Genomic DNA, 15,717 nt, shown 5'->3' with positions numbered 1-15,717 from the left:
TAGTTTTGCTTTTTCCATTAATTCACTAGGAAAAAGCAAAACTATTTTAGTTTAAAACGTCATTTTTTCGATTCGGTCAAAGGCTTCTTTCAAAACTTCTATATTTTGTGTGGCTGCTAACCGTACATAATCGTCACCAGTTGTTTCACCAAAGGCTTTTCCAGGAATCATCAAGACATTCGTTTCCTTTAAGACTTCTTCAACAAATGGGACAGAAGTTAGGCCTGTTTTAGAAATGTTGATAAACGCATACATACTTCCTTTAATTGGGTGAAGCGAAAGAAATGAGATTTTGGCAATTCTTTCTTCCAGATACTCCAATCTTTCTTTAAAAACAGACACAACACTTGGTATTAATGTTTCAGAATGCTTTAAGGCATAGATTCCTGCTTGTTGGGAAGGACTTGGTGCAGAGTAAGTAATACTTTCGTTGATTAATTTTGCTGCGTCATTGATATAATCAGGTGCAATCATATACCCGATCCGCCAACCAGTCATTGCAAATGCTTTTGAGAAACTACTGAACGTAATTGTATTTTCAGGAGCAAAAGTAGCCATTGGTATGAAATCATCATAGAAGCAAAAGGCCTCATATACCTCATCAGAGAGGATGTAAAAATCATTCTCGATAGCTAAATCAGCGATTGCTTTAAACGTTTCAGGAGAAAATACAGCGCCTGTTGGGTTATTTGGCGAATTGATAATAATCGCTTTTGTTTTATCAGTGATAGCTGCTTTCAATACATCGATATTGATTTGAAAACCATCTTCTTCATAAGTTGGAATAAAAACTGGTTTACCTCCAGCAAATAATACTTGGTCTTTATACGGCGAGAAATAAGGTTCGTGAATGATTACTTCATCATCAGGATCGAGTATTACTTGCAGTGTTAGGTACATACCATGTAATGCACCGACCGTTGCACGCACTTGGCTAGGTTCAAAGGACAGATCATATTGTTTTTGATAAAAATCTACTACGGTTTCAATAAAGGCTTGACTGCCACCGGATGCAGTGTATTTCGTATGACCATTTTTAACATCTGTAAAAGCCGCTTCAATGATTTTTTCATCTGTGATCAAATCGGGATCACCAATCGATAAATCTAGTAAATCAGGTACTTGTTTCGCTAAGGTGGCAATATCCATCAAGATATTCTCCGTAGGTTGTTGATGTTTTTTTGCAATGTTTGAACGATCCATGTTTTTACCTCCGATTTCTTTATTCATATACTATTTTTTAAGAGGACAAAACAAGCTTATTTATACTTGCTTTGTCCTCTTTCGACTGTTATAAAACTTTTCTTAAAAAATCTTGGGTTCTTGGATTTTTCGGTTCGCCAAAAATTTCTTCAGGTGTCCCTTCTTCCTGAATGATTCCAGCATCCATGAAAATCACACGATCGGCAACTTCACGTGCGAAGCCCATTTCATGTGTAACAACGACCATTGTCATGCCTTCAACTGCCAAAGCTTTCATAACGGCTAAAACTTCACCGACCATTTCTGGATCAAGTGCAGAGGTTGGTTCGTCGAATAACATGACATCAGGATTCATTGCTAAAGCACGAGCGATCGCTACCCGTTGCTGTTGTCCGCCAGATAAGCTTGAAGGGTAACTTTCGGCTTTTTCTTGTAAACCAACTTGTTCTAATAGAGCCAGTGCTTTTTCTTTCGCCATATCAGGTGCTTCTTTTTTTACTTTGACTGGACTGATTGTTAAATTGGCTAAAACGGTTTTATGTGGAAATAGATTGAAATTTTGGAATACCATACCCATTTTCTGGCGTAGAGCATCAATATCGGTATCTTTGTCCAATAAATTTTTCCCTTCAAATTCAATCGTTCCATCTGTTGGTTGTTCTAATAAGTTTAAGCATCGTAAGAAGGTACTTTTTCCACTACCAGAAGGCCCGATGATTACGACAACTTCTCCAGCTTTAACATCTAAGTCGATCCCTTTTAAGACTTCATTTTTTCCGAAGGTTTTGTGTAGATTTTTAATATTAATCACTAGTACTCATTCTCCTTTCAGCAACACCTAATAGGCGTGAAATGGTAAAGGTTAAAACAAAGTAAATCAATGATACTACTAAATAAGGTAAGAATGGTTTAAAGCTAGCTCCTTGAACATTGCCGGCTTGGAAAATCAATTCTGAAACACCTATAACTGAAACGACAGATGATTCTTTGATTACAGTTACAAATTCATTTCCTAAAGCAGGTAAGATATTTTTGATTGCTTGAGGTAAAATGATGTAACGCATTGCTTGTGGTTGGTTCATACCTAGAGAACGCGCAGCCTCTAGCTGACCTTTGTTGACTGCATTGATTCCAGCACGAACGATTTCAGCAACATAGGCACCACTGTTCAATGCAAGAGCAATACAGCCAGCAGCGATTTTCGATAAATCAAGCCCTAAAACACCCGTGCCAAAATAAACAATAAAGATTTGGACTAGTAATGGAGTACCACGAACATATTCAATATAGCAGATGGCGATACCACGTAAAATTTTTGATTTAGATAATTTCAGCAAAGCAAGCAGTCCACCTAAAATAGCACCAAATAATACGCCCATAAAGGCTAAGAAAATCGTATAACCAGCACCGCTGATATAGAATTTACCATATTTTCCAAGGAAGCTTTCATCATCTGTAAACATTAATTTGCCTGCTTCTTTCTTATAACCCTCAAGTAAATTGTTATCATTGATTGTTTCGATCGAAGCATTGACTTTTTGTTCTAAAACAGGTGCATTTTTAGGAATCGCAACGGCAGCATCTTTTTGGCCTTGTTCAAATGAAACGTCTGCAAACGTCAAGTCTTGATCACGATCAACGTAAGCTTCAGCAACTGGGCCTTCCAAAACAGCAGCCTCTACTTTTTTATTTTTTAAATTCATGATGATGTCTGGTACTTTTTGTAAAGAAGTAGGAATCGAACCGATAAGTTCCGTCTTAGCTAATTCTTCTTGTGTCGTTTGCTTTTGAACGCCAACTTTCACACCATCAAAATCTTTTGTTGATTGAAAGTTATCTTTATCCGCTTTTCTAACGACTACTTTTTGTTGGACGTTCATATACGGAGTTGAAAAATTAACTTCTTGTAGTCGTTCAGGTGTTGGTGCCATACCTGAAATGATTAAATCGATTTTACCTGTTTTCATTGCACCTAATAATGCATCAAATCCCAATTCTTCGATTTTTAATTTAACGCCCATATCATCTGCAATTTTTTGTGCAATTGAGATGTCAAAACCAACGATTTGGTCTTTACCGTCAACATCTGCGTGAAATTCATATGGTGCGTAATCAGCAGACAAACCAACAATCAGTTCCCCACGTTTCATGATGCTGTCATAGACTGGATCAGGTTCTTCAGCGATTGCTGTAGTTACTGGGATAAAAGTCAGTAGTACCAGCAAGATTGGAATAATAAGTGCTAGGTTTTTTTTACATAATTTCATTTGTTCTTCTCCTTTATAATAGAGTAATAACAGTTGAGTATGCGCAACTGCTTGTATTCAATAAATATTCTAAAAAACGTGTATAAATGTATAAAAATTTATTGTTTTTGGATGTGTTTTATCATATCATAGATTAAGAGAAAGGAAAAGTGAATTTTATCAAAGAATTTAAAAATGTCACTTTTGCATAAAAATTAGTAAAAATGAAAGGTTGGGACCAATGAATCAATCGTTGATAGTAAGAGGAGCGCCACAAGAATATGAATGCCGTGTTGGTGCGTGGGATGATTTAGAAGAACATTTAAATAGAAGAAAGCTTAAACGTGTGATGATATTACATGGAAAAGATTCGTGGGAAGCTGCCAAGCCATATTTTCCAACATTAACGACTATAGATACATACTTTGTATATTATGGAGGAGAATGCACGGATGAGAAAACAATAGAGCTGAAACAGCTTTTTGAACAAAAAGAACTGGAAGGTATCATTGCTGTAGGAGGCGGAAAAATTGCAGATTTAGGTAAAGCAGTAGCGAATCAATGTACTAAACCTATCTTGATTTTGCCAACCTTAGCAGCAACTTGTGCTGCGTATACACCGTTAAGTGTGATATACGAAAATAATGGTGCAATGAATCGCTATGATATTTTTGCGAATAGCAATGCCCTAGTTTTAATCGAGCCTAAGGTTCTCTTAGATTCACCGATCGAGCTGATGATCGCAGGAATTGGTGACACGATCGCTAAATGGTATGAAGCCGATGCGATGATCTCGCAATTAGCGGTACAGCCGATTGAAATCCAAGTCTCTGCTTTCGCAGCCAAAAAATGCAGAGATGTTTTACTCGCTGACAGCCAAGAAGCGCTAAAAGCAATGAAAGAGAAAGAAATCAATCAAGCTTTTTTAAATATTGTAGAAACAATTATCCTACTTGGAGGAATGGTGGGAGGCTTTGGTGACGATTATGGTCGGACATCTGGCGCTCACTCAATTCATGATGCACTCACTATTTTACCTGAAAGTCATCATCAATTACATGGCAATAAAGTCGCGTACGGTGTTCTGGTTCAATTGGTGATCGAAGATAAATGGAATGAAATCGAACAACTAATGCCATTTTACTCCAGTCTTGATTTACCAACTTCTTTAAAAGACATGAAAATAAACTTAACAGAGGATGATTATCAGCGAGTGGCGGAGCGAGCTGCTGAACCACATGAAACAATCCATTATATGAAAGAGAAAATTACACCAGAAGTTGTAAAAAAAGCAATGATCAAACTTGAAGCAGTAAAATAAGAGAGACTAAAAAACAAAAGAACTGGAGATAAAAGAGTTTGAACTCTTATCTCCAGTTTTATTGTCTAAGGATATACTAAAGAAAGCCCGTAAAACCTTGCAAATACGAACAAAAAAAAGTATGATGAGGAAAGTGTAAATATACAAAAGAAAGTAGGAGAATGAATGACAGAACCAGCCATTCGTTATCGTTTAATAAAGAAAGAAAAACATACAGGTGCCCGTTTAGGAGAAATCATCACCCCTCACGGAACGTTTCCAACACCAATGTTTATGCCTGTAGGAACGTTAGCGACAGTAAAAACAATGTCACCAGAAGATTTGAAAGAAATGGGCGCAGGAGTGATCCTGAGCAATACGTATCATTTATGGCTTCGTCCGGGAGATGATCTGATTGCAGAAGCTGGTGGCTTACATAAATTTATGAATTGGGATCAACCAATTTTAACTGATTCTGGTGGTTTTCAAGTATTTTCATTAAGTGATATGCGTAAAATCACGGAGGAAGGTGTTCATTTTAGACACCATTTGAATGGGTCAAAACTATTTCTTTCACCAGAAAAAGCAATCAACATTCAAAATAATCTAGGCTCTGATATCATGATGAGTTTTGATGAATGTCCGCCGTTCGATGAAAGCTATGAGTATGTGAAGAAATCGATTGAGCGTACATCACGCTGGGCAGAACGTGGCTTAAAAGCGCATGCTAATCCAGATCGTCAAGGCTTATTTGGAATCATTCAAGGCGCAGGGTTTGAAGATCTACGTCGCCAAAGTGCAAAAGAGTTGATCAGCATGGACTTTCCAGGATATTCCATTGGTGGTTTATCTGTAGGGGAACCAAAAGCGGAGATGAACCGTGTACTAGATTTTACAACACCTTTGATTCCAGATAACAAGCCAAGATACCTAATGGGTGTGGGAACAGCAGATTCATTAATCGATGGTGTGATTCGTGGGATCGATATGTTTGACTGTGTCTTGCCAACTCGTATTGCTAGAAATGGAACGTGTATGACATCGAAAGGTCGTCTGGTTGTTAAAAATGCGCAATACGCAAGAGATTTCCGTCCCTTGGATGAGAAATGTGATTGCTACACTTGTAAAAACTATACGCGGGCTTATATTCGTCACTTGATCAAGGCTGACGAAACATTTGGGATTCGTTTAACGTCTTACCATAATTTATATTTCCTATTGAATTTAATGAAACAAGTTCGTCAAGCAATTATGGATGATAATTTATTGGAATTTAGAGAAGCCTTTTTTGAAGAATATGGTTTCAATAAAGAGAATGCGAAAAGTTTCTAAAAAAACGAACAAAAGACTAGTGTTGTAAAAGAAATTTTGTTACAGTAAACTAGTGATTATAGGATAGAGAGGTGAATAGATAATGGGTGGAGGACTTTCGTTTATTTTACCATTAATTCTTTTAGCAGGAATGATGTTTTTTATGACTCGTTCGCAAAAGAAACAACAAAATGAACGTCAAACACTTTTGGATGCAATGAAAGTGGGCGATGAAGTTGTAACGATCGGCGGTTTACACGGCGTGATCTCTGAACTTGATGCTGACAAAAAAACTGTATTGATCGATTGTGAAGGAATTATCCTTGAATTTGATCGTGCAGCAATCAAAACAGTGAAGCCAGGTACAGTTGTTGCAAATGATAATGATGTAACTGTAGTTGAAACGAAGGAAGAAACAGTTGTTGAAGAACCAACTGTAACAGAAACTTCTGAAAACAACGAAACGAAAGAATAAATTCCAGCTTGCTGGAATTTTTTCTTTCTAAAACATATAAGAAAGTACATAGGTCATTCTTTAGAAAGAAGGGGAGAACCATCGAAAAGCTATCGTGGCATCAAAAGTTCTTATTGAAAAAAGAATTAAAAATCAAATGCCGATCTTTTCAGCAACTTGGTTATTCATCTGTTAATGAAACCGAATTGATGAACTATCTTGTTTCTTATCGGTGGAAAAAGAACGCTCCATCATCGATCAAAGCTTGTCGTGAAGACATTTTACATATTGAGCCAAATGAATTTTTTGATTATCAGCAGTTGATTGCTCAAACAAGTAGTTTGACCATTAAAGATTGGCATGACTTGACGGATCTATTCTAATTTTGAATAGGTTCTTTTTCTTTTTATAAATTAGGAAACGCTTGCTTTAGTAGATGAAATAAAAAAAGCGTTAAATGTGAAAAAAATCACAAAAAAACTATTTACAAGAAAAAAATATTGTTGTATGATGTGTATGTGAAATAGTTAACAAGAAAAAATTAATTTATTTATTTTTCTAGGAGGATCAAAATGGCTAAAACAATGAAGAGAGAAGATACTAAAAAGATTGATGTAACAGCAATGATCGACGAATTGGCAAAAAAAGCAAATGTTGCTTTAAAAGAAATGGAAGACTTTGATCAAGAAAAAGTTGACCACATTGTGCACCAAATGGCAATGGCTGCTTTAGATCAACATATGCCTCTAGCAAAAATGGCTGTCGAAGAAACTGGCCGTGGGATATACGAAGATAAAGCAATCAAAAATATGTATGCCTCTGAATATATCTGGAATAGTATCAAACATGACAAAACAGTGGGTGTCATCAATAAAGATGACCAAACAGGTTTAATCGAAATCGCTGAACCAGTTGGGGTGGTTTGTGGGGTTACACCAACAACCAATCCAACATCAACGACAATTTTCAAAGCGTTGATTTCTATCAAAACACGTAACCCGATTGTCTTTGCTTTTCATCCAAGTGCACAAAAATGTTCTGCTGAAGCTGCTCGAATCGTTCGCGATGCTGCAATCAAAGCAGGGGCTCCTGAAAACTGTGTACAGTGGATCGAACAACCTTCTTTAGAAGCAACTTCAGGTTTGATGAATCATCCTGGAATCGCGATTGTTTTAGCTACTGGTGGTAGCGCCATGGTTAAATCGGCATACTCAACTGGTAAACCAGCGTTAGGTGTTGGACCAGGGAATGTTCCTTCATATATTGAAAAAACAGCAAAAATCAAACGTGCAGTAAATGACTTGATCGTTTCTAAATCATTCGATAATGGTATGATCTGTGCTTCTGAACAAGCTGTGATCGTAGATAAAGAAGTTTATGCAGCTGTAAAAGCTGAATTTGAAGCACACCAAGTATACTTCGTCAAACCAAACGAATTACAAAAACTTGAAGATGCCGTGATGAATGAAGGGAAATATGCAGTAAATCCAGCAATTGTTGGGTATTCTGCTGAACATATAGCAGAATTAGCAGGAATCAAAGTACCAAAAGGCACAAAAATTCTAATTGCTGAACTTGAAGGAGCAGGAGCGGAATACCCACTTTCTCGTGAAAAATTATCGCCAGTTTTAGCCATGATGAAAGCGAAAAATACAGATCATGCCTTTGATTTATGTGAAGCAATGCTTGAATTAGGTGGTTTAGGTCATACAGCAGTGATTCATACAGAAGATGAGGATCTACAAGTGAAATTTGGTTTGCGTATGAAAGCTTGCCGTATCTTAGTGAATTCTCCATCAGCTGAAGGCGGAATCGGGAATATCTATAACGAAATGATTCCTTCATTAACATTAGGTTGCGGATCTTACGGTAAAAACTCAGTCTCTAAAAACGTATCTGCTGTTAACTTGATCAATGTCAAAACTGTAGCGAAACGGAGAAATAATATGCAATGGTTTAAATTACCGCCAAAAATTTTCTTTGAAAAAAATTCATTACAATATCTACAAAAAATGGAAAATGTTGAACGTGTGATGATTGTATGTGATCCAGGAATGGTTCAATTTGGTTATGCTGATACGGTTCGTAAAGAATTACAAAAACGTAAAAACGACGTTCAAATCGAAGTATTCTCAGCAGTTGAACCAAATCCATCTACAAATACAGTGTATGCTGGAACAAAAGTCATGGTTGATTTTGAACCAGATACAATCATCGCTTTAGGTGGCGGATCTGCAATGGATGCAGCTAAAGGCATGTGGATGTTCTATGAGCACCCAGACACAGAATTCTTTGGCGCTAAACAAAAATTCTTAGATATCCGTAAACGCATATACAAAATTGAAAAAGCAGTTAAAACGCAATTTGTATGTATCCCAACAACATCAGGTACAGGTTCAGAAGTCACACCATTTGCTGTTATTACAGATAGTGATACGCATGTGAAATACCCATTAGCTGATTACGCATTAACGCCAGATGTTGCGATCATTGATCCTCAATTTGTGATGTCAGTTCCAGCTTCTGTAACGGCAGATACTGGTATGGACGTTTTGACACATGCAATTGAGTCTTACGTTTCAGTCATGGCTTCTGATTACACGCGTGGATTAAGTTTACAAGCGATTAAATTGGTATTTGACCACTTAGAAAACTCAGTGAAACGTCCGGATGCAGAAAGTCGTGAAAAGATGCATAATGCATCAACAATGGCTGGTATGGCTTTTGCCAACGCATTCTTAGGAATTTGTCACTCAGTCGCACATAAAATTGGTGGAGAATACGGCATTCCTCACGGACGTACAAATGCGATTTTATTACCGCATATCATCCGTTACAATGCCAAAGATCCTTCAAAACATGCAATGTTCCCTAAATATGACTACTTCCGTGCAGATACAGATTATGCTGATATTGCGAAATTCTTGGGTCTTAAAGGCAAAAATACTGCAGAATTAGTGGATGCACTAGCAACAGCTGTTTACGATTTAGGGGTATCAGTTGGAATTGATATGAACTTGAAAGCACAAGGTGTAACACAAGAAATTCTTGATTCAACTGTTGATCACATGGCTGAATTAGCTTATGAAGATCAATGTACAACAGCTAATCCGAAAGAACCATTGATCAGTGAATTGAAACAAATCATCATTGATGCATATAATGGTTAAACGTCTATAAAAATACTAAGTGCTTGGGACATGATGACTTCACGCATCATGACCCAAGCACTTCTTTTTTTACGAAAAGAGATATAATATTAGTAAATGAAATTGGGGGGCTAGATAATGACGGTAAGAGAAGCGTATGAAAAAGGAGTGGATTTCTCCACTCCTTAAACGTCTAACTTTTGGGGACACTACATAGAGTGTAAACTCAGTATGTTTTTTTTATCTACTTCTCTTAGCAAATGGCTGATAAGCAATGCCACGGCTTTCACACCACCGAATGATCTCACTAGAAAAAATAATATCTGTTGTTGTAAGGTCAGTTGTTGTTTGTTTCCCAAGTAAGGTATATAACATTTTAAGTTCATCTTCCCATTGTTGGATAAGCTCAATCGTTTCTTCAAGACCATGTGTCATCAGCTGATTTAAAATAGTTCCAGCTACACCAACACTTTTTGCACCTAAACTAAGTGATTTAACGATATCCAACGATTGTCGGGCACCACCAGAAGCTAAAACAGTAAGGTCACGTTGCCAATTTATCGATTCTAAGAGTGAGAGAACTGTTGACTGTCCCCAATCTGTCAAAAAGCCAAGTTCTCGTTTTTTGCGACGGGCATTTTCAATTTGTGTAAAACTAGTGCCGCCTTGACCACTGACGTCAACAGCTTTTACACCGCGCCAAACCAATTGTTCAATGGTTTCACTACTCATGCCAAAACCAACTTCTTTAACAATGACTGGAACAGACAAATGAGAAACAATATCTTCAATGTTATCTAGCCAACCATGGAAATCACGATCCCCCTCAGGCATTACTAACTCTTGAGGGAGATTTACATGAATCTGCAATCCGTTAGCTTGAAAAAGATCAACAGCTCTTTTGGCTTCTTCTAAAGAAAGTCCAGCGCCGATATTTGCTAAAAGTACACCGTTTGGATTTTCCTTGCGTATGATTTGATAAGTGTCTGCCAAATCAGGATTTTTTAAGGCAGCATTCACCGATCCTGTCGCTACCAGGATTCCCGTTTCTTTCGCGATGATGCCTAGTTGCTGGTTGATTTCTTTTGCGCGGTCACTACCGCCTGTCATAGCATTGATGTAAAATGGTTGCTTGAAGGAGAAATCAAGAAAAGATGTTGAGATATCAACGTCATCCATCGCTATTTCTGCAAAAGAATGATGAACAAAACGGATTTGATCAAAGTCGTTTGTTTTGTCTTTATGAAAGGCTTTCGCTAAAGAGATATGTTCATCTTTTCGATTCATTTTTTTCCTTCTTTCCGTAAAAATATACATGTAATGGTAACGGAGTAATGCCTTCTTTCTCCCAAGAACTCATCAAAGGTAAAATACCTGATTTTTGCTTAAATAAGACAATTCCACAGTCACCACCACCTGCACCAGATGATTTAGCTGCACCGCCATAGGTTTGTGCTAAATTACATAGTTTTTTAAGAGCAGGGGTTTCGATCGTAACTCCTGTGATCGAGGTTAATTGTTGGAGTAATTTTCGGTTTTTTCGTATTTGTGCTTGAATCAATGAGATATTTTCTGAAGTAAAGCCTGTAATCATTGTTTCAACACACGTTTTACTGTCATCTAAAAATCGTTGGTATGCTATTTCTTGTACTTCTTTTGACTGGTTGACTTGATCAACTAAATCAGAAGTAGAAGCAGGGCTGCCAGTCCAGCCGATCAATAGACGTAATTTTTTAGGAACAGTCAAAGGTTGGATCATTAATTTTGGCCATGTTGTTTGGAGTAATGTGGTCAGCGTTTGCTTTTGAGCTTGTTCGTTGACCCATTGATGATCAAACGTTGAAAAAGCAATCCAACCGCCATAGCAGCTTGCTGCAATATCTCCACAAGAACCATTTCCTTGAACTTCTAAATGAGCCAGTGCAGAGAGTTTGAATATTTCTTCTTCGTTCAATTCTAAACCATAAAACAGACTCAGAGCTTTTACAGTTGCGACTGTTACAGCACCGCTCGAGCCTAATCCATATTTACGTCCGTTTGAATTGTCTAACTCACTAGTGACTTTCAAGTGGTAAAAAGATAATTCTTTGTGTTGTTCTTGTGCATATTTTTCAGTTAAGCGAATTGCTGCAAGTACATAATGAAAGGGGTTTTCCCGAATATCTAGAACCAGTTCATTGTTTCTTCTCGTCCAACGAACAGGTAGTGAACTAAACTGAGCTGATTGGATACTGCCGACGTTTTCTGCTGTTTCGAGAGTAACAGTTACAAATTGATCCACTGCAACGATGATTGCCGGATGTCCAGGTTCAACAACGGCATATTCACCAGCAATAAATAGCTTGCCTGGTGTGGAAACTTCTATCATAATTCTTCCGACCTTTCTATAGGAATCATTTCTATTCCTGGTCCTGCGTATGCGGCAATTAGCTGATGTTCAGCAAAATGCTTTCCTAAAAATTCTTTTAACGCAGATAAATTTTTCTTTTCTACTAAAATCTTCACATTCGGCCCAGCGTCCATTGTGAAGTAACAAGGTAGACCTTCTTTTCTGGCTAAACGCACTAACTGCATGACGTTTAAGCTTTCAGGTGACCAATAAGTAAAAGGAGGTACGGCAGCTAAGGTGGTTCCGTGCATGCGTAAGCCGTTTGCTTCAGTGACTTGACCAAGCTTATTAAAATCTTTTTCGGTGATTGCTTGTTTGGCTGTAGCCAAATCTGTTTCGACATTTTCTAACCAACCAGGATAAAAGCTTGATGTTTCTACCGTTCGTTTCATGCCATCACGACTGGAAATATCTTTTATACCATCATCGACTAAAACGAAAAGCATTGCTAAATCATCCTCCCATTTATCAGAAGGAATAACGTGTGCAAAGGATGTCTGATCAGAATCCCCTTTTTGCCACTCAGCAAATCCGCCGAAAATACTACGACAGGCTGAGCCAGAGCCGAGTCTAGCTAAGCGGGACAATTCTGTTTCGGTCAATTGTAAATTCAACGCTTCACTACAGGCACCAGCCAGAGCGGCTAACCCACTAGCAGATGAAGCTAAACCAGCAGCTGTCGGAACAAAGTTTTGGCTGTCAACTTTTGCAAATAAAGTCAACTGTTGTTTTTGACGAACAAGGTCTAAGAATTTAGAAATTTTGGCTGTTTGTTTTAAATCTTGTTTTTTTCCATCTAAAAAGAAAACATCCTCAGTTAATGTTTCATCAAAAGATACGCTAGTTTCGGTATAAAATGCATCCAATGTTAAAGAAAGACTACTGTTCATAGGTAGTATTAAGCGCTCATCTTTTTTTCCCCAATATTTTATCAACGCTATATTCGTATAAGCTCGTGCTTTTCCAGCATACATTAATTTTTCACTCCTAATGATTGAATCCAAGTGGCTTTTGCACCTGCTGCTTCTATTGCTGTAGCAATTTTTACCGCTTGCTCTTTAGAATCTGCTAAGGCAATCATACAACCGCCCCGACCACCGCCGGTTAATTTTGCCCCTAAGGCGCCATTTTCCCGAGCCGTAACGACTAATTGATCTAATTGGTCATTGCTAACGGTCAATGCTTTAAGCTGAACTTGTGCTTGATTCATGATTTTGCCTAATAAATAAACATCATCTGTTAAAATAGCTTGTTTTGCAAGCTTAGTCAAGTGGCCTAACTCAGTAATATGTTGTGAAACGCGTTGTTTATTTTGCTCAAAAAGATGTGCAACGTCACTTACAGCAGCTCTGGTTTGCCCTTTGATGCCAGTATCAGCCACTATTAAATAAGCATTAGAAACATTCATTGGAAACGATTCTATCGGTTGACCTTTTATGAAAAATAGCGAATCGTTTCCACTAGTTGCCGCTGCATCAATGCCACTAGGATTGCCATGGGCAATTTTTTCCGCCCGATTGACTAATGGAAGTAGCTCTGATTGGGTGCAAGGCATGTCAAAATAATCAAATAATGCTCGAACGATAGAAACGGCCGCAGCAGCACTTGAACCCATTCCACGTTCTGCTGGAATGGTACTGGTAATAGTGATTTTAAACGTTTCCTTTTCTTTGTGAAGTACATTCAAGGTTTGCTTGATAACTTCTTTGACACTCTTTAGCTGAGGAGGTACTTCTGACAATTCTCCGCAAAAATAATGACAATCTACTAACATATTGGTATCAGGTTCAACTTTTGTTGAAATATACGTTTCTTGAAAGGGAAAAGCAATTGCAGGTTCACCGTAAACAACAGAATGTTCACCCATTAAAATAATTTTCCCAGAAGCTCGTCCATGACCAGTTTTTTCTTTCTTCATTCTAATAACAGTCCTTTTATTTAAATATCAAATGCGTGGTGATCCAAGGCGCAGCATAAAGAATCATAAATTGAACACCGTAATTAACGCCCATTTTATTAAGAGTACCACAAACGATTCCTACCAGCAAAACACCAAAAATATTGATCAATCCGGCATCCATATAAGCCAATAATAAAATAAATCCAATAAATAAACCTAATATTGCTTCATGCGGAATCTTTTTTAAGACAAATACGGTCATCTGACGAGCGTATTTCATTGCTATAAAATAAGTTACGACAGAGGCAAGGATTCCAGCGAATAAAATAGCAAAAACAAATTCACTTGTACTCAATAAATGATGAAGATTATGCTCTAATGTAAAAACGGGTGGCGCGTTGAACAGGGCATTGGCGGGTCCAACAGCTACCGGTGATAAAGGAATTCCTAAAGCAATCAATGGAATGATCAAACCTGATAGATATGTTGCATGAGACAAAGCACTCATTGAGGTAATCGCCATACTGGCTTTTTTTACTGGATCTTTTTCTTTATTTGATACAGCTTCACCAAACAAAATCGTTAGCCCAACAGGACTTAAAAAAAACAGAAAATTTGATAGTAATGATACAATAGCGCTCGTTCCAGCTTCTTTTTTTGTGATCGTTCCAAAAGGATTGAGTAACGTTTGCTTTTCATCTACCTTGTTCAGCTTGATTTTATTCTGTTCATGTCGAGGCAAGGAATCCCGATTTTGTTTGTTTAACAACCCTAACAATGAAACAAGTAATGGCCCAATTGTGATTCCAAGAAAGAAGGAAATTGTCACATTTTTTTCTTGTGGAACTGCTCCGAGTCCCCAATACAAATAGCGCAGACCTTGGAAGAGCAATCCAAGTGGAATGATACTGATCAACGCTAATAGCTTATTTTTCCCGATCAAAGATAAAAAGACTGCACCAAAAACAAACAGTAATGGAGCATATTCCTTAACCGAATCTGAAAAAGGAGCTAAGATGTTGGCTAAAAGTAAACTTACAGGTATTGCAACTGCAGTTCCGATGATGGAACCTGTCGCCATTTTTTTAATACTGGTGGCTGCCATACCACGTTCTTTTAAATACAGTGCATGCTCGATCATTGGCGTGGATAACACACCGCCGGGCAAACCGACCAGTGCCGTCGGGATTGCATTCATTAAATTTAAAGTAATAATGGCAGCTATAAAAAACGTTAGAACGACGATAGGCTGAACGCCAGCTAAAACGACTGCTAAAGTGACTGGCATCAAAACAGACGTCTCATCTGTTCCTGGTACAAATCCAATGAATGTATATAAAATAATTGCGCCCAAAACGGCTAGTAGCATTTGAAAGATTAGCCCTGCATCCATTAGTTGTCTTCCTCCTCGATAACTATTCGTTTAGGAGTAATTAAAAAAGTACTGATCATAAAGCCAAGGACAGCTCCACCTAGGCCGAAGAATAATTGTTTTGTTGTATCTTGTGTAGGAGCTAGAAAAAAGCCTCCCATCGTTGTTACACTGCAAATGCCAATGGCTATAATCAAATCTTTTAAATCAACTAGGTCACCCCAAAGCTCGATAAGATTCTTTTTCATTTAAAAGCCCTCCAATGTATTGAGGTTGGGACAGAAGCATTTTACAGATTCAGTGTCCCAGTCACTCTGTTAGTTTACCAAAAAAATATATGAAGTGAAATTGTTAGTTTCTGTCTAAGTAAAAAATTAATATCTCAGTAATAAC

At 37.7% G+C, this 15,717-nt stretch carries 14 protein-coding genes; 5 read left to right on the top strand and 9 right to left on the bottom strand.

Going from position 1 to position 15,717, the window contains the following annotated elements; genetic code table 11:
* Positions 1 to 51: 51 nt before the first annotated feature.
* From IGJ34_RS12760 to IGJ34_RS12750, 3 genes are all read right to left on the bottom strand, one after another.
* The gene (locus tag IGJ34_RS12760; RefSeq protein ID WP_069653836.1) at positions 52 to 1,203 is read right to left on the bottom strand and encodes a pyridoxal phosphate-dependent aminotransferase; all 1,152 of its coding nucleotides are present in this window, start codon (positions 1,201 to 1,203) and stop codon (positions 52 to 54) included.
* Positions 1,204 to 1,291: 88 nt separating this feature from the next.
* On the bottom strand, positions 1,292 to 2,014 hold the full coding sequence (locus IGJ34_RS12755) for an amino acid ABC transporter ATP-binding protein (RefSeq protein ID WP_069653835.1): 723 nt from the start codon (positions 2,012 to 2,014) through the stop codon (positions 1,292 to 1,294).
* Entirely contained in the window at positions 2,007 to 3,470 is a 1,464-nt protein-coding gene (locus IGJ34_RS12750) for an ABC transporter substrate-binding protein/permease (protein WP_430597596.1), read from the bottom strand. Before IGJ34_RS12750 ends, IGJ34_RS12755 begins: the two co-directional genes overlap by 8 nt.
* Positions 3,471 to 3,690: 220 nt before the next feature.
* On the opposite strand from IGJ34_RS12750, the gene IGJ34_RS12745 reads away from it, so the two are divergent.
* The 5 genes from IGJ34_RS12745 to adhE all read left to right on the top strand — a co-directional run bounded on the left by IGJ34_RS12745 (position 3,691) and on the right by adhE (position 9,684).
* Positions 3,691 to 4,770, top strand: a complete 1,080-nt coding sequence (locus tag IGJ34_RS12745; protein ID WP_430597595.1) for an iron-containing alcohol dehydrogenase family protein — start codon at positions 3,691 to 3,693, stop codon at positions 4,768 to 4,770.
* A gap of 165 nt (positions 4,771 to 4,935) precedes the next feature.
* Positions 4,936 to 6,081, top strand: coding sequence for a tRNA guanosine(34) transglycosylase Tgt (gene tgt / locus IGJ34_RS12740; protein WP_069653832.1), 1,146 nt, complete (start codon positions 4,936 to 4,938; stop codon positions 6,079 to 6,081).
* 82 nt (positions 6,082 to 6,163) lie between these two features.
* Positions 6,164 to 6,535 carry a preprotein translocase subunit YajC gene (gene yajC, locus IGJ34_RS12735; protein WP_069653831.1) on the top strand — a complete coding sequence of 124 codons (372 nt, stop codon included), beginning with the start codon at positions 6,164 to 6,166 and terminating at the stop codon, positions 6,533 to 6,535.
* An 80-nt stretch (positions 6,536 to 6,615) separates the two neighbouring features.
* Positions 6,616 to 6,897 (top strand): post-transcriptional regulator, encoded by a 282-nt coding sequence (locus IGJ34_RS12730; protein WP_069653874.1) that lies wholly within the window; start codon positions 6,616 to 6,618, stop codon positions 6,895 to 6,897.
* A 189-nt stretch (positions 6,898 to 7,086) separates the two neighbouring features.
* Complete coding sequence (gene adhE, locus IGJ34_RS12725) at positions 7,087 to 9,684, top strand: bifunctional acetaldehyde-CoA/alcohol dehydrogenase (RefSeq protein WP_430597594.1); 2,598 nt, start codon at positions 7,087 to 7,089, stop codon at positions 9,682 to 9,684.
* A gap of 219 nt (positions 9,685 to 9,903) precedes the next feature.
* On the opposite strand, the gene fni is transcribed toward adhE, so the two are convergent.
* Genes fni through IGJ34_RS12695 form a run of 6 tightly spaced genes read right to left on the bottom strand, consistent with a single transcriptional unit; the run spans position 9,904 to position 15,572 of the window.
* Complete coding sequence (fni, locus tag IGJ34_RS12720) at positions 9,904 to 10,950, bottom strand: type 2 isopentenyl-diphosphate Delta-isomerase (RefSeq protein ID WP_069653829.1); 1,047 nt, start codon at positions 10,948 to 10,950, stop codon at positions 9,904 to 9,906.
* On the bottom strand, positions 10,934 to 12,031 hold the full coding sequence (locus IGJ34_RS12715; RefSeq protein ID WP_069653828.1) for a phosphomevalonate kinase: 1,098 nt from the start codon (positions 12,029 to 12,031) through the stop codon (positions 10,934 to 10,936). The genes fni and IGJ34_RS12715 overlap by 17 nt, the downstream gene beginning before the upstream one ends.
* Positions 12,028 to 13,026 (bottom strand): diphosphomevalonate decarboxylase, encoded by a 999-nt coding sequence (gene mvaD / locus IGJ34_RS12710; RefSeq protein ID WP_430597593.1) that lies wholly within the window; start codon positions 13,024 to 13,026, stop codon positions 12,028 to 12,030. The genes IGJ34_RS12715 and mvaD overlap by 4 nt, the downstream gene beginning before the upstream one ends.
* On the bottom strand, positions 13,026 to 13,970 hold the full coding sequence (mvk, locus tag IGJ34_RS12705) for a mevalonate kinase (protein WP_111248552.1): 945 nt from the start codon (positions 13,968 to 13,970) through the stop codon (positions 13,026 to 13,028). Before mvk ends, mvaD begins: the two co-directional genes overlap by 1 nt.
* Positions 13,971 to 13,986: 16 nt before the next feature.
* Entirely contained in the window at positions 13,987 to 15,345 is a 1,359-nt protein-coding gene (locus tag IGJ34_RS12700; RefSeq protein WP_430597592.1) for a tripartite tricarboxylate transporter permease, read from the bottom strand.
* A complete protein-coding gene (locus tag IGJ34_RS12695) occupies positions 15,345 to 15,572 on the bottom strand; it encodes a hypothetical protein (protein ID WP_069653824.1) in 228 nt (75 codons plus the stop codon). Before IGJ34_RS12695 ends, IGJ34_RS12700 begins: the two co-directional genes overlap by 1 nt.
* Positions 15,573 to 15,717 lie beyond the last annotated feature (145 nt).

It is taken from the genome of Enterococcus sp. AZ177 (assembly GCF_050544585.1).
Classification (GTDB): domain Bacteria; phylum Bacillota; class Bacilli; order Lactobacillales; family Enterococcaceae; genus Enterococcus_L; species Enterococcus_L plantarum.
Note: the sequence above shows the minus strand (reverse complement) of the source record. Positions and strands in the feature narration are given on the sequence as shown.

What these genes read in the sequence shown, in the direction of transcription:
- IGJ34_RS12760 (WP_069653836.1), bottom strand. Translation starts at nt 1,203, where the DNA reads ATGGATCGTTCAAACATTGCAAAAAAACATCAACAACCTACGGAGAAT.
- IGJ34_RS12750 (WP_430597596.1), bottom strand. Translation starts at nt 3,470, where the DNA reads ATGAAATTATGTAAAAAAAACCTAGCACTTATTATTCCAATCTTGCTG.
- IGJ34_RS12745 (WP_430597595.1), top strand. Translation starts at nt 3,691, where the DNA reads ATGAATCAATCGTTGATAGTAAGAGGAGCGCCACAAGAATATGAATGC.
- tgt (WP_069653832.1), top strand. Translation starts at nt 4,936, where the DNA reads ATGACAGAACCAGCCATTCGTTATCGTTTAATAAAGAAAGAAAAACAT.
- yajC (WP_069653831.1), top strand. Translation starts at nt 6,164, where the DNA reads ATGGGTGGAGGACTTTCGTTTATTTTACCATTAATTCTTTTAGCAGGA.
- adhE (WP_430597594.1), top strand. Translation starts at nt 7,087, where the DNA reads ATGGCTAAAACAATGAAGAGAGAAGATACTAAAAAGATTGATGTAACA.
- fni (WP_069653829.1), bottom strand. Translation starts at nt 10,950, where the DNA reads ATGAATCGAAAAGATGAACATATCTCTTTAGCGAAAGCCTTTCATAAA.
- IGJ34_RS12715 (WP_069653828.1), bottom strand. Translation starts at nt 12,031, where the DNA reads ATGATAGAAGTTTCCACACCAGGCAAGCTATTTATTGCTGGTGAATAT.
- mvaD (WP_430597593.1), bottom strand. Translation starts at nt 13,026, where the DNA reads ATGTATGCTGGAAAAGCACGAGCTTATACGAATATAGCGTTGATAAAA.
- mvk (WP_111248552.1), bottom strand. Translation starts at nt 13,970, where the DNA reads ATGAAGAAAGAAAAAACTGGTCATGGACGAGCTTCTGGGAAAATTATT.
- IGJ34_RS12700 (WP_430597592.1), bottom strand. Translation starts at nt 15,345, where the DNA reads ATGGATGCAGGGCTAATCTTTCAAATGCTACTAGCCGTTTTGGGCGCA.
- IGJ34_RS12695 (WP_069653824.1), bottom strand. Translation starts at nt 15,572, where the DNA reads ATGAAAAAGAATCTTATCGAGCTTTGGGGTGACCTAGTTGATTTAAAA.